Origin of the sequence: Microbacterium lemovicicum (assembly GCF_003991875.1) — a bacterium.
Lineage (GTDB): Bacteria > Actinomycetota > Actinomycetes > Actinomycetales > Microbacteriaceae > Microbacterium > Microbacterium lemovicicum.
In genome coordinates, this window is record NZ_CP031423.1 from 2,759,357 (window position 1) to 2,772,190 (window position 12,834).

Consider the following 12,834-nt stretch of genomic DNA (forward strand, 5'->3'; position numbering starts at 1 on the left):
TCACGAGACTACGGTTGCCGTGTGCCCACGAACGATCCGCTTCCCGACCGCCCGGCGCCCGATAACCCGTCGGGCAAGCTCGTCCTCCTCCGTCACGGCGAGACGGCGTGGTCGAAGGAGGGGAAGCACACCGGACTCACCGACATCCCCCTCACCCCGCGCGGAGAGGACCTCGCCCGCGGCGCCGGCGCCCTGGTGGCCGACTACGACTTCTCGCTCGTGCTCACCTCGCCGCTGCAGCGCGCGCGCCGCACGGCCGAGCTCGCGGGTCTCCACGCCGAGGTAGATCCCCTCCTGGTGGAGTGGGACTACGGCGGGTACGAGGGCCGGACGACCCGCGACATCCGCGCCGAGCTCGGCTACAACTGGAGCGCCTTCACCCACGGGGTGGTCCGCGGCGACACGCCCGGCGAGACCGTCGAGGAGGTCGCGGCCCGCGCCTCCCGCGTGGTGACGCGGGCGCTGCCGGCGATGGTCGACGGCGACGTCGCGCTGGTCGCCCACGGGCACTTCCTGCGCATCCTGACCGCCGTGTTCCTGCGGCAGGCGCCCCGCTTCGCGGCGCAGATCAGCCTGGACGCCGGCTCGGTGTCGGTGCTGAGCTTCGACCGCGAGCAGCCCGCGATCCTCTCCTGGAACTACGGGCACGAGCTGCCGCTGGTGCCGTCGGAGTCCTGAAGCCCCGGATCCGGCTCAGGCGCCGTCGAGCTGCCCGCGGCGGCGGCTCTGCGCGGCGGCGCGCACGCGGACCACGACGAACCACGCGACCGCGGCCACGATCAGCGCGATGACGATGTACTGGAAGACGTCGGCGTAGGCCTCGATCACGTGCCAGTTCTCGCCCAGCAGGAACCCGGCCATCACGAAGATCGTGTTCCAGACCAGGCTCCCCGCCGCCGTGAGCAGGCCGAAGGTCCACCACTTCATGCCCGACACCCCCGCGGGGATCGAGATGAGGCTGCGGAACAGCGGGATCATCCGCCCGAAGAACACCGCGACCGCACCGTGCCGCTGGAACCACGCGACCGTCTTGTCGACGTCCTCGACCTTCATCAGCGGCATCCAGCCCGCGACACGGCGCAGGCGCTGCGCGCCCAGCCAGCGGCCCAGGCCGTAGAGCACGTACGCGCCCACGACCGATCCGATGGTGGTCCAGATGAGGGCCTCGGCCAGGGTGAACGACCCGCGGCTCGCAGTCAGCCCCGCCATCGGCAGGACGACCTCGCTCGGCAGCGGCGGGAACAGGTTCTCCAGCGCGATGGCGGCCCCCGCGCCGACGGGGCCGATGACCTCCATGAGGGAGACCGTCCAGTCCGCCAGCGAGGTCAGCCAGGACCCCCCGCCGCTCGTCGTCGCCTGCGTCATGTCGGTCATCGGTGCTCCCGCGTCGGTGATCGGATCTGAGGCCGCGTACGGCTCCCCTCACGCTAACCGGCGCAGGTGACGGGAACCTGAGTGCGCCCGACGCGCAGAGCGTCAGGAGCCGGGGACCCCCGCCGTGGCGAAAGCCGCTCCGATGAACCAGGAGCCGATGATCAGGACGGCGGCCACCAGCGGTACCCAGAACGCGAGCCGCCGCTTCACCAGCAGCACGATCGAGACCACCAGCCCGGCCACGAGGAAGATCCACGGAAGCGCCATCGCGGCCAGCACGCCGACGGTGATGAGGTCGGTGTTGCAGTCCCTCGCCCCGCACGGATCGCTCGCCATCGCGAGGAACGCCCCGAAGAACGACATCACCAGGGCCAGCACCGCGTCGCCCACGAGGAAGACGATCGTCAGCACCACGTCCCACACGCGCAGCGGCGGACGCGCCGTCGCGGGCGCGGCCCACGGCCCCGCGAAGGCCGGAGCGGGCGGACCGTTGTAGGGAGGAGGCGCAGAGGTCACGCGGGCATCGTATCGGGCCGTGATCCCGCGCGGCACGGGCCCGCGGCATCCGTCCCCGTACACTGGACCCTCGTGAGTGAACGCGTCCTGGTCTCCCAGCTCAAGTCCCTTCCCGACGGTCCCGTCTCGGTCTCGGGGTGGGTGGAGACGGTCCGCGACCAGAAAAAGGTGCAGTTCGTCATCCTCCGCGATGAGACCGGCGCCGTGCAGCTCGTGAACCCCGCGACGCGTCCGGCGGAGGACGGGAGCGAGCAGGATGCTGCGGCTCTGGCCCTCACCGACACGATCTCGAACCTCAGCACGGGCACCTTCCTCACGGTGGAGGGCGCGCTGAAGGCCGACGAGCGGGTCAAGCTGGGCGGCGTCGAGATCAAGGTCTCGAACCTGACCATCGCCGCCGCCGCCCTTCCGGAGACGCCCATCGCGGCGGACAGCGGGCTGGACAAGCGCATGGACTGGCGCTTCCTCGACCTGCGCCAGCGCCGGAACAACCTCATCTTCCGCGTGCAGACGACCCTCGAGCACGCGATGCGCACGTACTGGATCGAGCGTGACTACATCGAGCTGCACTCCCCCAAGCTGATGTCGAGCCCGTCGGAGTCCAACGCCGAGCTGTTCAGCATGGAGTACTTCGAGGACAAGACGGCCTACCTCGCCCAGAGCCCGCAGCACTTCAAGCAGATGGCGCAGTCGGCCGGCTTCGGCAAGATCTTCGAGATCGGCGACGTGTTCCGCGCCGACCCGTCCTTCACCTCGCGGCACGCCACGGAGTTCACCTCCGTCGACGCCGAGATCAGCTGGATCGACTCGCACGAAGACGTCGCACGCATGCAGGAGGAGCTGCTGCAGACCGCGATCCAGGCCGTCAAGGACAAGCACGGCGACGAGATCCAGGAGCTCTTCGGTCTCGACGTGCAGGTGCCCGCCACGCCGTTCCCGCGCATCCCGCTGGCGGAGGCCCGCGAGATCGTGAAGGCGCGCGGCTACGAGATCCCCCGTGCAGACGGCGACCTCGACCCCGAGGGCGAGCGGCAGATCTCCGCCCACGTGCAGGAGCAGTTCGGGCACGAGTTCGTCTTCATCACCGACTACCACCCCGAGATCCGGCCGTTCTACCACATGCGCGACGAGCAGACCGGGCTCACCAAGAGCTACGACCTGCTCTTCAAGGGCGTGGAGATCACCACGGGCGCGCAGCGCGAGCATCGCGTCGACGTGCTGGAGGCGCAGGCCACCGAGAAGGGCCTCGACCTCGCCGGCATCGAGCACTACCTCGACTTCTTCCGCTACGGCACCCCGCCGCACGGCGGCTTCGGCATGGGCTTGGCCCGCGTGCTGATGCTGCTGCTGGGCGAGAGCAGCATCCGCGAGGTCACGTTCCTCTTCCGGGGTCCCACGCGCCTCGCGCCCTGACCCTCGTTCCCTCACCAGTCACGTCGGGTCTCGCACCCGACGCCGGACGCGCCCGCCACCCGTGTCCCATCTTTCGCGCAACACGCCGTGCGGGTGTGCGGAAAGTGGGACACACAGGTGGCGCGTGCGTCGCGGCCTGATCCATCGCTGACGCAGAGCGGCGGGTGTCCGATCCGGACACCCGCCGCTCTCCGTCTGTTCACCTCCCCCGGTGCCGCCGGTCATCCGGCATCCCTACGGTGCTCTCATCCCGATCGTCGACCGCCTCTTCGCGCGCTCGGCGGCAGCACCGAGAGGAACAGCACCATGATCCGTCACGCCCGTCTCACCCGCTTCGGAGGTGCCGGCGTCGCGCTCCTCGCGGGCACCGCCCTCATCCTCACCGGCTGCGCCGGTGGCTCGGCCGACGCCGGCCAGGGCGCCTCCGGAGTCGACGCCGCGACCGCCTCCGACCTCACCTCCTTCGGCACGCTCGCCGACCTCGAGGCCGCCGCCAAGGCGGAGGGCCAGCTCAACGTCATCGCCCTCCCGCGCGACTGGGCCAACTACGGCGAAATCCTCGACGCGTTCACCGCCAAGTACCCCGAGATCACCGTCAACGAGCAGTCGCCGGACGTCTCGTCGGCCGAGGAGATCCAGGCGGCCACGACCAACGAGGGCCTCGACACCGCTCCCGACGTCTTCGACCTCGGCCTCACCGTCGCCCTTCAGAACACCGGCGAGTTCGCCCCCTACAAGGTGCAAACGTGGGACGAGATCCCCGATGCCCTCAAGGAGCCTACCGGCCTGTTCGTCGGCGACTACGGCGGATACATGTCCGTCGGCTACGACTCGGCGAAGTTCCCCACCCCGACGAGCCTCGACGACCTCCTCGGCTCGGAGTTCCGCGGTTCCGTCGCGCTCAACGGCGACCCGACCCAGGCGGGCGCAGCCTTCGCCGCCGTGGGCCTGGCCACCGTGCAGACCGACGGCACCCTGGACGACTACCAGCCGGGCATCGACTTCTTCAGCGAGCTGAACACGAGCGGCAATCTGCTCAAGCTCGACGTCACCACGGCCACGGTCGCCAGCGGCGAGACCCCGGTCGTCTTCGACTGGGACTACCTCAACGCCACGCACGCGAAGGACGTCCCGTCGTGGAAGACCGTCGTCTTCCCCGGAACGGGCTACGCCGGGTACTACAACCAGGCCATCAACAAGAACGCCCCCAACCCGGCGGCGGCGCGCCTCTGGCAGGAGTTCCTCTACAGCGACGAGGCGCAGAACATGTGGCTCAAGGGCGGAGCGCGGCCCGTGCGCATGGAGGCCATGACCGACGCCGGCACCATCGACGAGGATCTGGCCGCGGCGCTGCCGGAGGCCCCGTCCGAGACGGTCGTCCCGACCGAGGCGCAGTCCACCGCGGCGGGCACCCTGCTCGGACAGAAGTGGGCAGCGGCGGTCCAGTGACCTCCGACGTCCTCGACGGTCCGAGCCTGGACCGCGTGACGAGCCCCGCCGGGCCGCAGCAGCCTGCTGCTGCGGCCCCGCGGGGCGTCGCGCGCCGAGACTGGTCGTGGGTGGGGCTGGTCCCCCTCGCCCTCTACGTCGCGGCCTTCCTCGCCGTTCCGACAGTGCTCGCCGTCGCCAGTGGGCTGTTCGACGGCGACGGGGCCTTCACCCTCGACAACCTCGCCGCACTCGGCGACCCCGTCATCCTCACGACGTTCGGGAACTCGACGTGGCTGTCCCTGCTCACCGCCGTCATCGGGGCCGTGGTCGGAGCGCTCGTCTGCTACGCCATGCTCGGCCTGCCCGAGACGGGGATCGTCCGCACCACGGTGGACGCGGCATCCGGTGTCCTCGCGCAGTTCGGCGGCGTGATGCTGGCGTTCGCGATGATCGCCGCCATCGGCACCCAGGGCATCGTGACGAAGTTCCTCTCGTCGACCTTCGGTCTCGAGCTCTACGCCGACGGCGCCTGGATCTACGCGCTCCCCGGCCTCATCCCCGCCTACCTCGTCTTCCAGGTGCCGCTGATGATCATCACCTTCATGCCCGCCCTCGCCGCGCTGCGGCCGCAGTGGGCCGAGGCGCACCTGACGCTCGGCGGCACCCGCGCCAACTTCTGGCGATTCGTCGGCCTGCCCGTGCTGGCGCCGTCGTTCCTCGCGAGCCTGCTGCTGCTGTTCGCCAATGCGTTCTCGTCGTACGCGACGGCTGCCGCCCTCGCCAGCCAGGGCTCGCAGATCGTGCCGCTGCAGATCCGCACCGCGCTCACGAGCGAGACCGTCCTCGGACGCGAGAACCTCGCCGGCGCGCTCGCCTTCGGCATGATCGTCGTCGTCGCGGTGGTGATGACGCTGTACGCCCTGGTGCAGCGCCGGGCCGCGCGGTGGCAGTCGTGAGGGGCTTCGCGCCGTCGCCGGTCACGCGGTGGCTGATCGGCCTCCTCGTCGGCATCGTCTTCGCGATCCCCTTCGCCGCGACCCTGCTGTACACGCTGGAGTCGCCCTCCGGGCTGTCGCTCGACCGCTGGGCCGCACTGTTCGATCCGGCCAACGCGGCCGCGTACCGCCCGATCTGGACGGGACTCGGCAACTCCCTGATCCTCGCGGCCGTGACGGTGCTGCTCGTCCTGCTGCTGTTCGCGCCCACCATGGTGCTGGTGGCCCTGAAGTTCCCGCAGCTGCGGCGGGGGTTCGAGTTCCTCGCCCTGCTGCCGATCTCGATCCCGGCGATCGTGCTCGTCGTCGGCCTCGCGCCGATCTACCTGCAGATCGGCCGCACCTTCGGCACCGGCGCGTGGACCCTCGCCTTCGCGTACGGCATCCTCGTGCTGCCGTTCACCTACCGCTCGATCCAGGCCTCCATCGACGCCGTCGACATCCGCACGCTGTCCGAGGCCGCCCGCACCCTGGGCGCCGGATGGTTCACCGTGCTGCTGCGCGTCATCGCGCCGAACCTCCGGCAGGGCCTGCTGGCGGCATCCCTCATCTCCGTCGCCGTCGTGCTCGGGGAGTTCACCATCGCGTCGCTGCTGAACCGTCAGGTGCTGCAGACGGCGCTCGTGCTCATCAACCGGCAGGACGCGTGGGCGGCGGCGATCTCCACGCTGCTCGCCCTCGCCTTCGCATTCGTGCTCCTGCTCATCATCGGCCGCGCCGGTCGTGTCGGCGCCAGGAGGCAGTCCTCATGACCACCGCAGACACCCCCGCGCGCGCCCTTCCGCGCACGTCCGAGAACCTCCTGCTCGCCGAGGCGGGCGAAGGTACGCGTGTGCAGTTCTCCGGCATCGTCAAGGACTACGGCGCCACGCGTGTGCTGCACGGCGTGGACCTCGACGTGGCCCCCGGCGAGTTCGTCTCGCTCCTCGGTCCCTCCGGCTGCGGCAAGACCACCGCGCTGCGCGTGCTCGCGGGACTCGAGCGGGCCACCGCCGGCTCGATCCGGCTCGGCGGGAAGGACGTCTCGTCCGTCCCGACCAACAAGCGCGACATCGGGATGGTCTTCCAGTCCTACTCGCTGTTCCCGCATCTTCGCGTCGTCGACAACGTCGCGTTCGGGCTGCGGCGTCGTCGGATCAACCGGACGGATGCCGCGGCCCGCGCCGCCGCGGCGCTCGAGCTGGTCGGGCTCGGCCATCTGGCCGAACGGTTCCCGCACGAGCTGTCCGGCGGGCAGCAGCAGCGCGTCGCGCTGGCGCGCGCTCTCGTGACAGAGCCGCGGGTGCTGCTGCTGGACGAGCCCCTGTCGGCGCTCGACGCCAAGGTGCGCGTGCAGCTGCGCGACGAGATCCGGCGCATCCAGCTGCGTCTGGGCATCACGACGGTCTTCGTCACGCACGACCAGGAGGAGGCCCTCGCCGTCTCCGATCGCATCGCCGTCATGAGCGCCGGCCGCATCGAGCAGATCGGCACCCCGGAGGACCTGTACCTCCGCCCCGCGACCGCCGAGGTCGCCGCGTTCGTGGGCGTGTCCAGCGTGGTGCTCGGTGTCGTCGCCGGAGGCGCGCTCACGGTGTGGGGTCAGCCTCTGCCCCTCCAGATCGCCGCACCCGACGGGGAGGTGGATGTCTTCCTCCGCCCGGAGAACGTGCGCATCTCGAGCGCCGACGGCTCGGGCACCGAGGCCGTCGTTCAGGAGAGCACATTCCTGGGGAGCTTCCGGCGCACACTCGTGCGCACACTCGACGGCGCGCTCGTCCGCGTGCAGCACGCGGCCTCCGACCGGGTGACCTTCGACGACCGCGTGCGCATCGCCCTCGATCCCGTGCCCGTCGCCGTGCGACCGCGCACCTGACACCCCCGCCCGGGGCCGTGTCCCACTTTCCGCACAACACGCCGAGGGGTTGTGCGGAAAGTGGGACACGGTGGTCTGCGCCGCCGGACGAGCGGAGATTCCGCCGTACGGCGTCCGCGCCCGCCCGGGGCCATGTCCCACTTTCCGCACAACACGCCGAGGGGTTGTGCGGAAAGTGGGACACGGTTGCGTCGAGCACGGCAGCGTCTGCGCCGGGCGGCCTACCGCCCGCGCGGCGCGGTCGCTAGCGTGTGCACCAGCGGCCGGTCAGCGGACCGGTGGCCACCTCGCGAAGGAGCGTGCACCATGGCCGGGAAGTTCGAGCTCTACACCGACAAGGGCGGCCACTGGCGCTTCACCCTCAAGGCCACCAACGGCCAGGTGATCGCCAGCAGCGAGGGGTACTCGTCCAAGGCCGCCGCGCAGGCGGGCATCGAGTCGGTGAAGAAGAACGCGCCGACGGCAGACACCGTCGAGGTCACCCGCTGAGGCTCAGAGCGGAACGTCGATCGCGGCGCGGTCCTTCGTGACGCTACGAACGAACTCGACGACCTCCTGGTGCGCCGGGTGGACGATGTAGCGCTCGAGGGCCTCGGCGTCGGCGAACTCCGACACGAGCGCGACGTCCCAGTTCGCACCCGGAAAGGCGACGTTCGGGCCGACCTGAATGCTGTCGATCTCGGGGATGACGTCCTGAAGCCCCTCGAGGCGCGTGCGCAGCTCTTCGGCGTGCAGCGCCCGCGTGTCGGCGTCGTCCGCGTCGAGCCGCCACAGGACGATGTGCCGCAGGCTCATGACGCCACCCCTGCCGACGTCGGAACAGCGGATGCCGTCACCAGAGCGTCGCGGAGGCGGTCAGCCGAGACCCGCCAGTGCGCGTGCAGGCCGCCGTCGATGAGGATGACCGGGATCTTCTCCCACCACTGCTCGTAGAGAGCCGGGTCGTCGAGAATCGACGCCTCACGGACATCGATGCCGTCGGCCAGACGCTCGGGGAGACCCGCGATCACATCGTCGACGATGCCGTGGGCCACGTCGCAGAGGTGACAGTCGGGTTTGCCGATCAGGGTGAGGATGGTCACGCCCTCATCCTATGGGCGCTCTCCGACACGGGCTCGGACACTCGGCGACGATTCGCCTGCCATCCGGTGACGCTCCGGCGTCGGAACGGCACGCGGCTCAGCGCTCGAGCGGAAGCCCCGCCTGCGCCCATTCGCCGGTGCCGCCGTCGACGTTGGTGGCGTCGTAGCCGCGGGCCTCGAGGGCCTCCACCACGCGTGCCGAGCGGCCGCCGGCCTGGCAGATGACGTCGAACGGCTCGTCGGGGAGTTCGTCGAGGTGCTCGCCGATGCTCGACATAGGGAGGTTGACGGCGCCGGGCACGTGCCCCGCGGCGAATTCGTCCTCTTCGCGCACGTCGATGAGCGGCACGCCGTCGCGCTCGTTCAGCTGCTGGACGGTGATCGACTTCATGGCGGGATCCTTCCTGTCGGCGCGGCGACAATACACGAAGCGCCCGTCCCTAGGGACAGGCGCTCAGTGTGGTGCGGCCGCGTTACTTCTTGTTGCGGCGCTGATGGCGAGTCTTGCGAAGCAGCTTGCGGTGCTTCTTCTTCGCCATGCGCTTGCGGCGCTTCTTGATGACTGAACCCACGGAAAACCTCACTAGATCGGGGTCTGGACGCAGGATCGCCTGCATCCGGGATCGGGCAAAACGGAAAAATGCCTCGGGTCAGTCTAGCCGACGTCGGCGACGGGCCTGTGCAGGGCCGCCGTGACGGCCGATTCGGGCACGCGGTAGCTGCGGCCGAACCGCACGGCCGGCAGTTCACCGGCATGCACGAGGCGGTACACGGTCATCTTGGACACGCGCATGAGCTCGGCGACCTCCGCGACCGTCAGGAAGCGCACATCGGCCAGTTCTGCCATGGCGTTCCTCCGCTGCGATCCCCAGATGACTGTGCTCCACACTCTAGGGGCGCGATCGCACTCGTGTAAACCTGTGTGGTCTGTGTGACGTATGAGGCTCGCCCGACCGCGATTCAGCGGCCCGGGAGCTTCTTGAGGGCGCTGGCGACGACGTGCTTCGCCGAGGCCGCAGCGCGGCCCATCACCTCAGCTGCGTGTGCGGCGGAATCCGGCAGGGTGACCGGTGCGGCATCCATGTCGATGTCGTCCAGAAGGAAGGGCATGAGCCAGTCGTCGACCGCGTCGAGCGGACCGATCGAGAGACTGTAATACCGATGCTGACCCTCTTCGCGGACGGAGACGAGCTCCGCCTCGCGCAGCACCTTGAGGTGCTTCGAGACGGTCGGCTGGCTGACCTCCAGCTGGTGGACGATCTGGGAGACGCTCGTTCCGCGCTCACCCGAGGCGGCGCGCTCCCGCAGGAGCTGCAGGATGTCGCGACGTGTGCCGTCTGCGATCACGTCGAAGATGTCCGCCATGTGCTTAGGTTAGTCGGGCATCTCCCGGAGAACCATGACCGACGTTTCGAGCGAGGGGATCAGGTATGGCGGCTGACCCGAGGGGCTCGCGGGCCTGGCGTCTGTCGTCGTCCGCCCGCCGCGGGTGGGACAGGCTGCAGGACCTCACCACGGCATCTCCGGCCCGCTTCGCCGTCCTCGTCTTCGCGACGCTGATCCTCATCTTCACCGCCCTGCTGTCGCTGCCGGCCTCGACCGCCAGCGGGCAGTCCGCGCCGTTCGCCGATGCGCTCTTCACCGCCGTCTCCACGATCTGCGTGACCGGACTGTCCACGGTCAACATGGGCACCTACTGGTCGCCGTTCGGCCAGGTGATCATCTTCATCGGCGTCAACGTCGGCGCGCTGGGCGTCCTCACGCTCGCCTCCATCCTCGGGCTCGTCATCTCGAAGCGGCTGGGCCTGCGCGCGAAGCTGATCGCCGCGGGCGACACCAATCCGATGCGCGCGCACGGCGGGGTGGTCAACGAGGGTCAGACGGTGCGCCTGGGAGAGATCGGCGTGCTGCTGCGGACCGTCGCCCTGTCGACGCTCGTCATCGAGGCGGGGATCGCCGTGCTGCTGTACCCGTCCCTGCTGATCGGCGGCGTGGAACCCCTCGTCGCGCTGTGGGAGGCGCCCTACTTCGCCGCGATGGCTTTCACGAACACCGGCTTCTCCCCCAACCCCGAGGGCATCCTGGCCTTCCAGTACGACTACTTCTTCCTCACCGTCATGATGGCCGGTGTCTTCCTCGGCTCGATCGGGTTCCCCGTCATCTACACCCTGTGGCGGCACCAGTGGCACTTCCGCCAGTGGACCCTGCACGCCAAGCTGACCATCATCACGACCGTGCTCCTGTTCTTCGCGGGCGCCATCGCGTTCCTCGCCCTCGAGTACAACAACCCCGCGACCTTCGGCAGCCGCGACGCGTGGGACACCGTCTACCAGTCCTTCTTCCTGTCCGCCATGACGCGATCCGGCGGGTTCTCCGTCGTGGACATCGGGCAGCTGAACGGCTCGTCGCTGCTGGTGGGCTCCATGCTCATGTTCGTCGGCGGCGGCTCGGCCTCCACCGCGGGCGGCATCAAGGTCACGACGCTCGCGGTGCTCGCGTTGGCGGTGTGGTCGGAGGCGAAGGGCCGCCCGTCGGTGCAGGCCTTCGGCCGGCGCATCCCGAGCGACGTCCAGCGGGTCGGCCTGTCGGTCGTCGCATGGGGCGCGACCATCGTCGCCCTCTCGACGATCACGATCACCCACATCACCAAAGAGCCGGTCGAGACGGTGCTCTTCGACGTGATCTCCGGGTTCGCGACGGTGGGACTCTCCACCGGATTGACGGAGACACTGCCCGACCCCGCGGTCTACGTGATGGCCCTCACGATGTTCATGGGGCGCATTGGTACAGTGACCCTTGCCGCGGCCGTGGCCGCGGCAACCCGTTCGCAGCTCTACGCGCTGCCGGTGGAGAGGCCGATCGTTGGGTGAGCAGATCCGTGGCGATGCGCCGGTGATGGTGATCGGCCTGGGCCGCTTCGGCGCCGCCTGCGCCGGCGAGCTGGACCGTCTCGACCGCGACGTGCTCGCCATCGACGACAACCTCGAGCTCGTGCAGAAGTGGTCGGAGCGCGTCACCCATGCCGTGCAGGCCGACGCCCGCAACATCGACGCCCTCAAGCAGATCGGGGCGCAGGACTTCCAGGTGGCGGTCGTGGCCGTCGGCTCCTCCATCGAGGCGTCCGTGCTCATCACCGCGAACCTCGTCGACCTGAAGGTGCCGCAGATCTGGGCCAAGGCGGTCTCGCAGTCGCACGGCAAGATCCTCGCCCGCGTCGGCGCCAACCACGTCATCTATCCGGAGCGCGAGGCCGGCGAGCGCGTCGCCCACCTGGTGAGCGGACGGATGCTGGACTTCATCCGCTTCGACGACGACTTCGTGCTCGCCAAGATGTACCCCCCGAAGTTCATCCGCGGCGTCGGCCTCAACGAGTCGGGCGTGCGCACGAAGTACAACGTGACCGTGGTGGGCGTGAAGAGCCCCGGCAAGCCGTTCCGCTACGCCGAGGCCAACACCGTGGTCACCAACCACGACCTCATCATCGTCTCGGGCACGAACGTCGACATCGAACGCTTCGCCTCCCTCGACCGCTGAGTCGCGCCGCGCCGGTGTCGGTGGCCCTGGGCAGACTCCGATCATGGATCGCACACACGTGAGCGCCGCCGCCCGGGCATGGGTCGCGGCCTACGAGAAGGCCTGGGCCTCGAACGACGAGGCCGACATCCGCGCGCTGTTCACCGACGACGGCGAGTACCGCACCGAGCCCTGGTCGGCGGCGTGGGAGGGTGCCGACGCCATCGTCGCCGGCTGGCTGTCGCACGCCGACGAGCCGGGCGACTACTCCTTCGCGTACGACCTCGCGGGCCTCGACGGCGACCGGGTGTTCGTCGAAGGCCGCACGGTCTACGCCGCCACCGACTCCGAGTCGGAACGCGACTACCGCAACCTGTGGGTGATCGACCTCGCGCCCGACGGCCGGGCGCGCTCGTTCACCGAGTGGTACATGCGCCGGCGCGATTGACCTGGCGGGCGCGGCTCTGGCGCCGGCGGCACCGGGACTGACCGGATGCAGCGGCTCACGCGCCGGGCTCGACTCAAGCCTTGCAGCGACTCACGCGCAGGGCTCGACTCACGCGCCGGGCTCGACTCACGCGCCGGCTCGACTCCCGCGTTGCAGCGGCTCACGCGTCGGGCTCGGCTCACGCGCGGGCTCGGCTCAGGCAGCGGC

18 protein-coding genes are annotated in these 12,834 nt (G+C 69.8%); 10 read left to right on the forward strand and 8 right to left on the reverse strand.

Translation table 11 applies throughout. The annotated features are described in order from the left end of the window. Nucleotides 1–21 precede the first annotated feature (21 nt). Nucleotides 22–678, forward strand: coding sequence for a histidine phosphatase family protein (locus CVS47_RS12915; RefSeq protein ID WP_127096445.1), 657 nt, complete (start codon nucleotides 22–24; stop codon nucleotides 676–678). Nucleotides 679–693: 15 nt separating this feature from the next. Here CVS47_RS12915 and CVS47_RS12920 read toward each other — a convergent pair whose 3' ends face one another. Both CVS47_RS12920 and CVS47_RS12925 read right to left on the reverse strand, forming a co-directional pair. Continuing rightward, on the reverse strand, nucleotides 694–1,374 hold the full coding sequence (locus tag CVS47_RS12920; protein ID WP_127096446.1) for a DedA family protein: 681 nt from the start codon (nucleotides 1,372–1,374) through the stop codon (nucleotides 694–696). A 102-nt stretch (nucleotides 1,375–1,476) separates the two neighbouring features. After that, nucleotides 1,477–1,890 carry a hypothetical protein gene (locus CVS47_RS12925; protein ID WP_127096447.1) on the reverse strand — a complete coding sequence of 138 codons (414 nt, stop codon included), beginning with the start codon at nucleotides 1,888–1,890 and terminating at the stop codon, nucleotides 1,477–1,479. A 72-nt stretch (nucleotides 1,891–1,962) separates the two neighbouring features. Here CVS47_RS12925 and aspS point away from each other — a divergent pair, with 72 nt between their 5' ends. The 6 genes from aspS to CVS47_RS12955 all read left to right on the forward strand — a co-directional run bounded on the left by aspS (nucleotide 1,963) and on the right by CVS47_RS12955 (nucleotide 8,073). Beyond that, the gene (aspS, locus tag CVS47_RS12930) at nucleotides 1,963–3,303 is read left to right on the forward strand and encodes an aspartate--tRNA(Asn) ligase (protein WP_127096448.1); all 1,341 of its coding nucleotides are present in this window, start codon (nucleotides 1,963–1,965) and stop codon (nucleotides 3,301–3,303) included. Between the two features lie 306 nt (nucleotides 3,304–3,609). Beyond that, a complete protein-coding gene (locus tag CVS47_RS12935) occupies nucleotides 3,610–4,752 on the forward strand; it encodes an ABC transporter substrate-binding protein (protein WP_127096449.1) in 1,143 nt (380 codons plus the stop codon). Beyond that, the gene (locus CVS47_RS12940) at nucleotides 4,749–5,690 is read left to right on the forward strand and encodes an ABC transporter permease (protein ID WP_378790348.1); all 942 of its coding nucleotides are present in this window, start codon (nucleotides 4,749–4,751) and stop codon (nucleotides 5,688–5,690) included. The genes CVS47_RS12935 and CVS47_RS12940 overlap by 4 nt, the downstream gene beginning before the upstream one ends. After that, nucleotides 5,687–6,481: an ABC transporter permease gene (locus CVS47_RS12945; protein ID WP_127096450.1), complete on the forward strand. Its 795-nt coding sequence runs from the start codon at nucleotides 5,687–5,689 to the stop codon at nucleotides 6,479–6,481. The genes CVS47_RS12940 and CVS47_RS12945 overlap by 4 nt, the downstream gene beginning before the upstream one ends. Next, a complete protein-coding gene (locus tag CVS47_RS12950; RefSeq protein WP_127096451.1) occupies nucleotides 6,478–7,584 on the forward strand; it encodes an ABC transporter ATP-binding protein in 1,107 nt (368 codons plus the stop codon). The genes CVS47_RS12945 and CVS47_RS12950 overlap by 4 nt, the downstream gene beginning before the upstream one ends. A gap of 306 nt (nucleotides 7,585–7,890) precedes the next feature. Then, nucleotides 7,891–8,073: a YegP family protein gene (locus CVS47_RS12955; protein WP_127096452.1), complete on the forward strand. Its 183-nt coding sequence runs from the start codon at nucleotides 7,891–7,893 to the stop codon at nucleotides 8,071–8,073. Between the two features lie 3 nt (nucleotides 8,074–8,076). Here CVS47_RS12955 and CVS47_RS12960 read toward each other — a convergent pair whose 3' ends face one another. From CVS47_RS12960 to CVS47_RS12985, 6 genes are all read right to left on the reverse strand, one after another. Continuing rightward, a complete protein-coding gene (locus CVS47_RS12960) occupies nucleotides 8,077–8,379 on the reverse strand; it encodes a Dabb family protein (RefSeq protein ID WP_127096453.1) in 303 nt (100 codons plus the stop codon). Beyond that, the gene (locus tag CVS47_RS12965) at nucleotides 8,376–8,666 is read right to left on the reverse strand and encodes a glutaredoxin family protein (protein WP_127096454.1); all 291 of its coding nucleotides are present in this window, start codon (nucleotides 8,664–8,666) and stop codon (nucleotides 8,376–8,378) included. Before CVS47_RS12965 ends, CVS47_RS12960 begins: the two co-directional genes overlap by 4 nt. A gap of 97 nt (nucleotides 8,667–8,763) precedes the next feature. Next, complete coding sequence (locus CVS47_RS12970) at nucleotides 8,764–9,057, reverse strand: rhodanese-like domain-containing protein (RefSeq protein WP_127096455.1); 294 nt, start codon at nucleotides 9,055–9,057, stop codon at nucleotides 8,764–8,766. Between the two features lie 82 nt (nucleotides 9,058–9,139). After that, nucleotides 9,140–9,238: a 30S ribosomal protein bS22 gene (locus CVS47_RS12975; RefSeq protein ID WP_003792170.1), complete on the reverse strand. Its 99-nt coding sequence runs from the start codon at nucleotides 9,236–9,238 to the stop codon at nucleotides 9,140–9,142. A gap of 83 nt (nucleotides 9,239–9,321) precedes the next feature. After that, nucleotides 9,322–9,513, reverse strand: coding sequence for a helix-turn-helix domain-containing protein (locus CVS47_RS12980; RefSeq protein ID WP_127096456.1), 192 nt, complete (start codon nucleotides 9,511–9,513; stop codon nucleotides 9,322–9,324). Nucleotides 9,514–9,626: 113 nt separating this feature from the next. Continuing rightward, nucleotides 9,627–10,031, reverse strand: coding sequence for an ArsR/SmtB family transcription factor (locus tag CVS47_RS12985; RefSeq protein WP_127096457.1), 405 nt, complete (start codon nucleotides 10,029–10,031; stop codon nucleotides 9,627–9,629). 65 nt (nucleotides 10,032–10,096) lie between these two features. Between CVS47_RS12985 and CVS47_RS12990 the strand changes: the two genes are divergently transcribed. From CVS47_RS12990 to CVS47_RS13000, 3 genes are read left to right on the forward strand one after another with little or no spacing between them, the layout of a single operon-like run. Next, nucleotides 10,097–11,536 carry a TrkH family potassium uptake protein gene (locus tag CVS47_RS12990; protein ID WP_127096458.1) on the forward strand — a complete coding sequence of 480 codons (1,440 nt, stop codon included), beginning with the start codon at nucleotides 10,097–10,099 and terminating at the stop codon, nucleotides 11,534–11,536. Next, nucleotides 11,529–12,200 carry a potassium channel family protein gene (locus CVS47_RS12995; protein WP_127096459.1) on the forward strand — a complete coding sequence of 224 codons (672 nt, stop codon included), beginning with the start codon at nucleotides 11,529–11,531 and terminating at the stop codon, nucleotides 12,198–12,200. Before CVS47_RS12990 ends, CVS47_RS12995 begins: the two co-directional genes overlap by 8 nt. 43 nt (nucleotides 12,201–12,243) lie before the next feature. Then, nucleotides 12,244–12,627 carry a nuclear transport factor 2 family protein gene (locus tag CVS47_RS13000; RefSeq protein ID WP_127096460.1) on the forward strand — a complete coding sequence of 128 codons (384 nt, stop codon included), beginning with the start codon at nucleotides 12,244–12,246 and terminating at the stop codon, nucleotides 12,625–12,627. Nucleotides 12,628–12,834 lie beyond the last annotated feature (207 nt).

What these genes read in the sequence shown, in the direction of transcription:
- CVS47_RS12920 (WP_127096446.1), bottom strand. Translation starts at nt 1,374, where the DNA reads ATGACCGACATGACGCAGGCGACGACGAGCGGCGGGGGGTCCTGGCTG.
- CVS47_RS12935 (WP_127096449.1), top strand. Translation starts at nt 3,610, where the DNA reads ATGATCCGTCACGCCCGTCTCACCCGCTTCGGAGGTGCCGGCGTCGCG.
- CVS47_RS12950 (WP_127096451.1), top strand. Translation starts at nt 6,478, where the DNA reads ATGACCACCGCAGACACCCCCGCGCGCGCCCTTCCGCGCACGTCCGAG.
- CVS47_RS12955 (WP_127096452.1), top strand. Translation starts at nt 7,891, where the DNA reads ATGGCCGGGAAGTTCGAGCTCTACACCGACAAGGGCGGCCACTGGCGC.
- CVS47_RS12960 (WP_127096453.1), bottom strand. Translation starts at nt 8,379, where the DNA reads ATGAGCCTGCGGCACATCGTCCTGTGGCGGCTCGACGCGGACGACGCC.
- CVS47_RS12970 (WP_127096455.1), bottom strand. Translation starts at nt 9,057, where the DNA reads ATGAAGTCGATCACCGTCCAGCAGCTGAACGAGCGCGACGGCGTGCCG.
- CVS47_RS12980 (WP_127096456.1), bottom strand. Translation starts at nt 9,513, where the DNA reads ATGGCAGAACTGGCCGATGTGCGCTTCCTGACGGTCGCGGAGGTCGCC.
- CVS47_RS12985 (WP_127096457.1), bottom strand. Translation starts at nt 10,031, where the DNA reads ATGGCGGACATCTTCGACGTGATCGCAGACGGCACACGTCGCGACATC.
- CVS47_RS12990 (WP_127096458.1), top strand. Translation starts at nt 10,097, where the DNA reads ATGGCGGCTGACCCGAGGGGCTCGCGGGCCTGGCGTCTGTCGTCGTCC.
- CVS47_RS13000 (WP_127096460.1), top strand. Translation starts at nt 12,244, where the DNA reads ATGGATCGCACACACGTGAGCGCCGCCGCCCGGGCATGGGTCGCGGCC.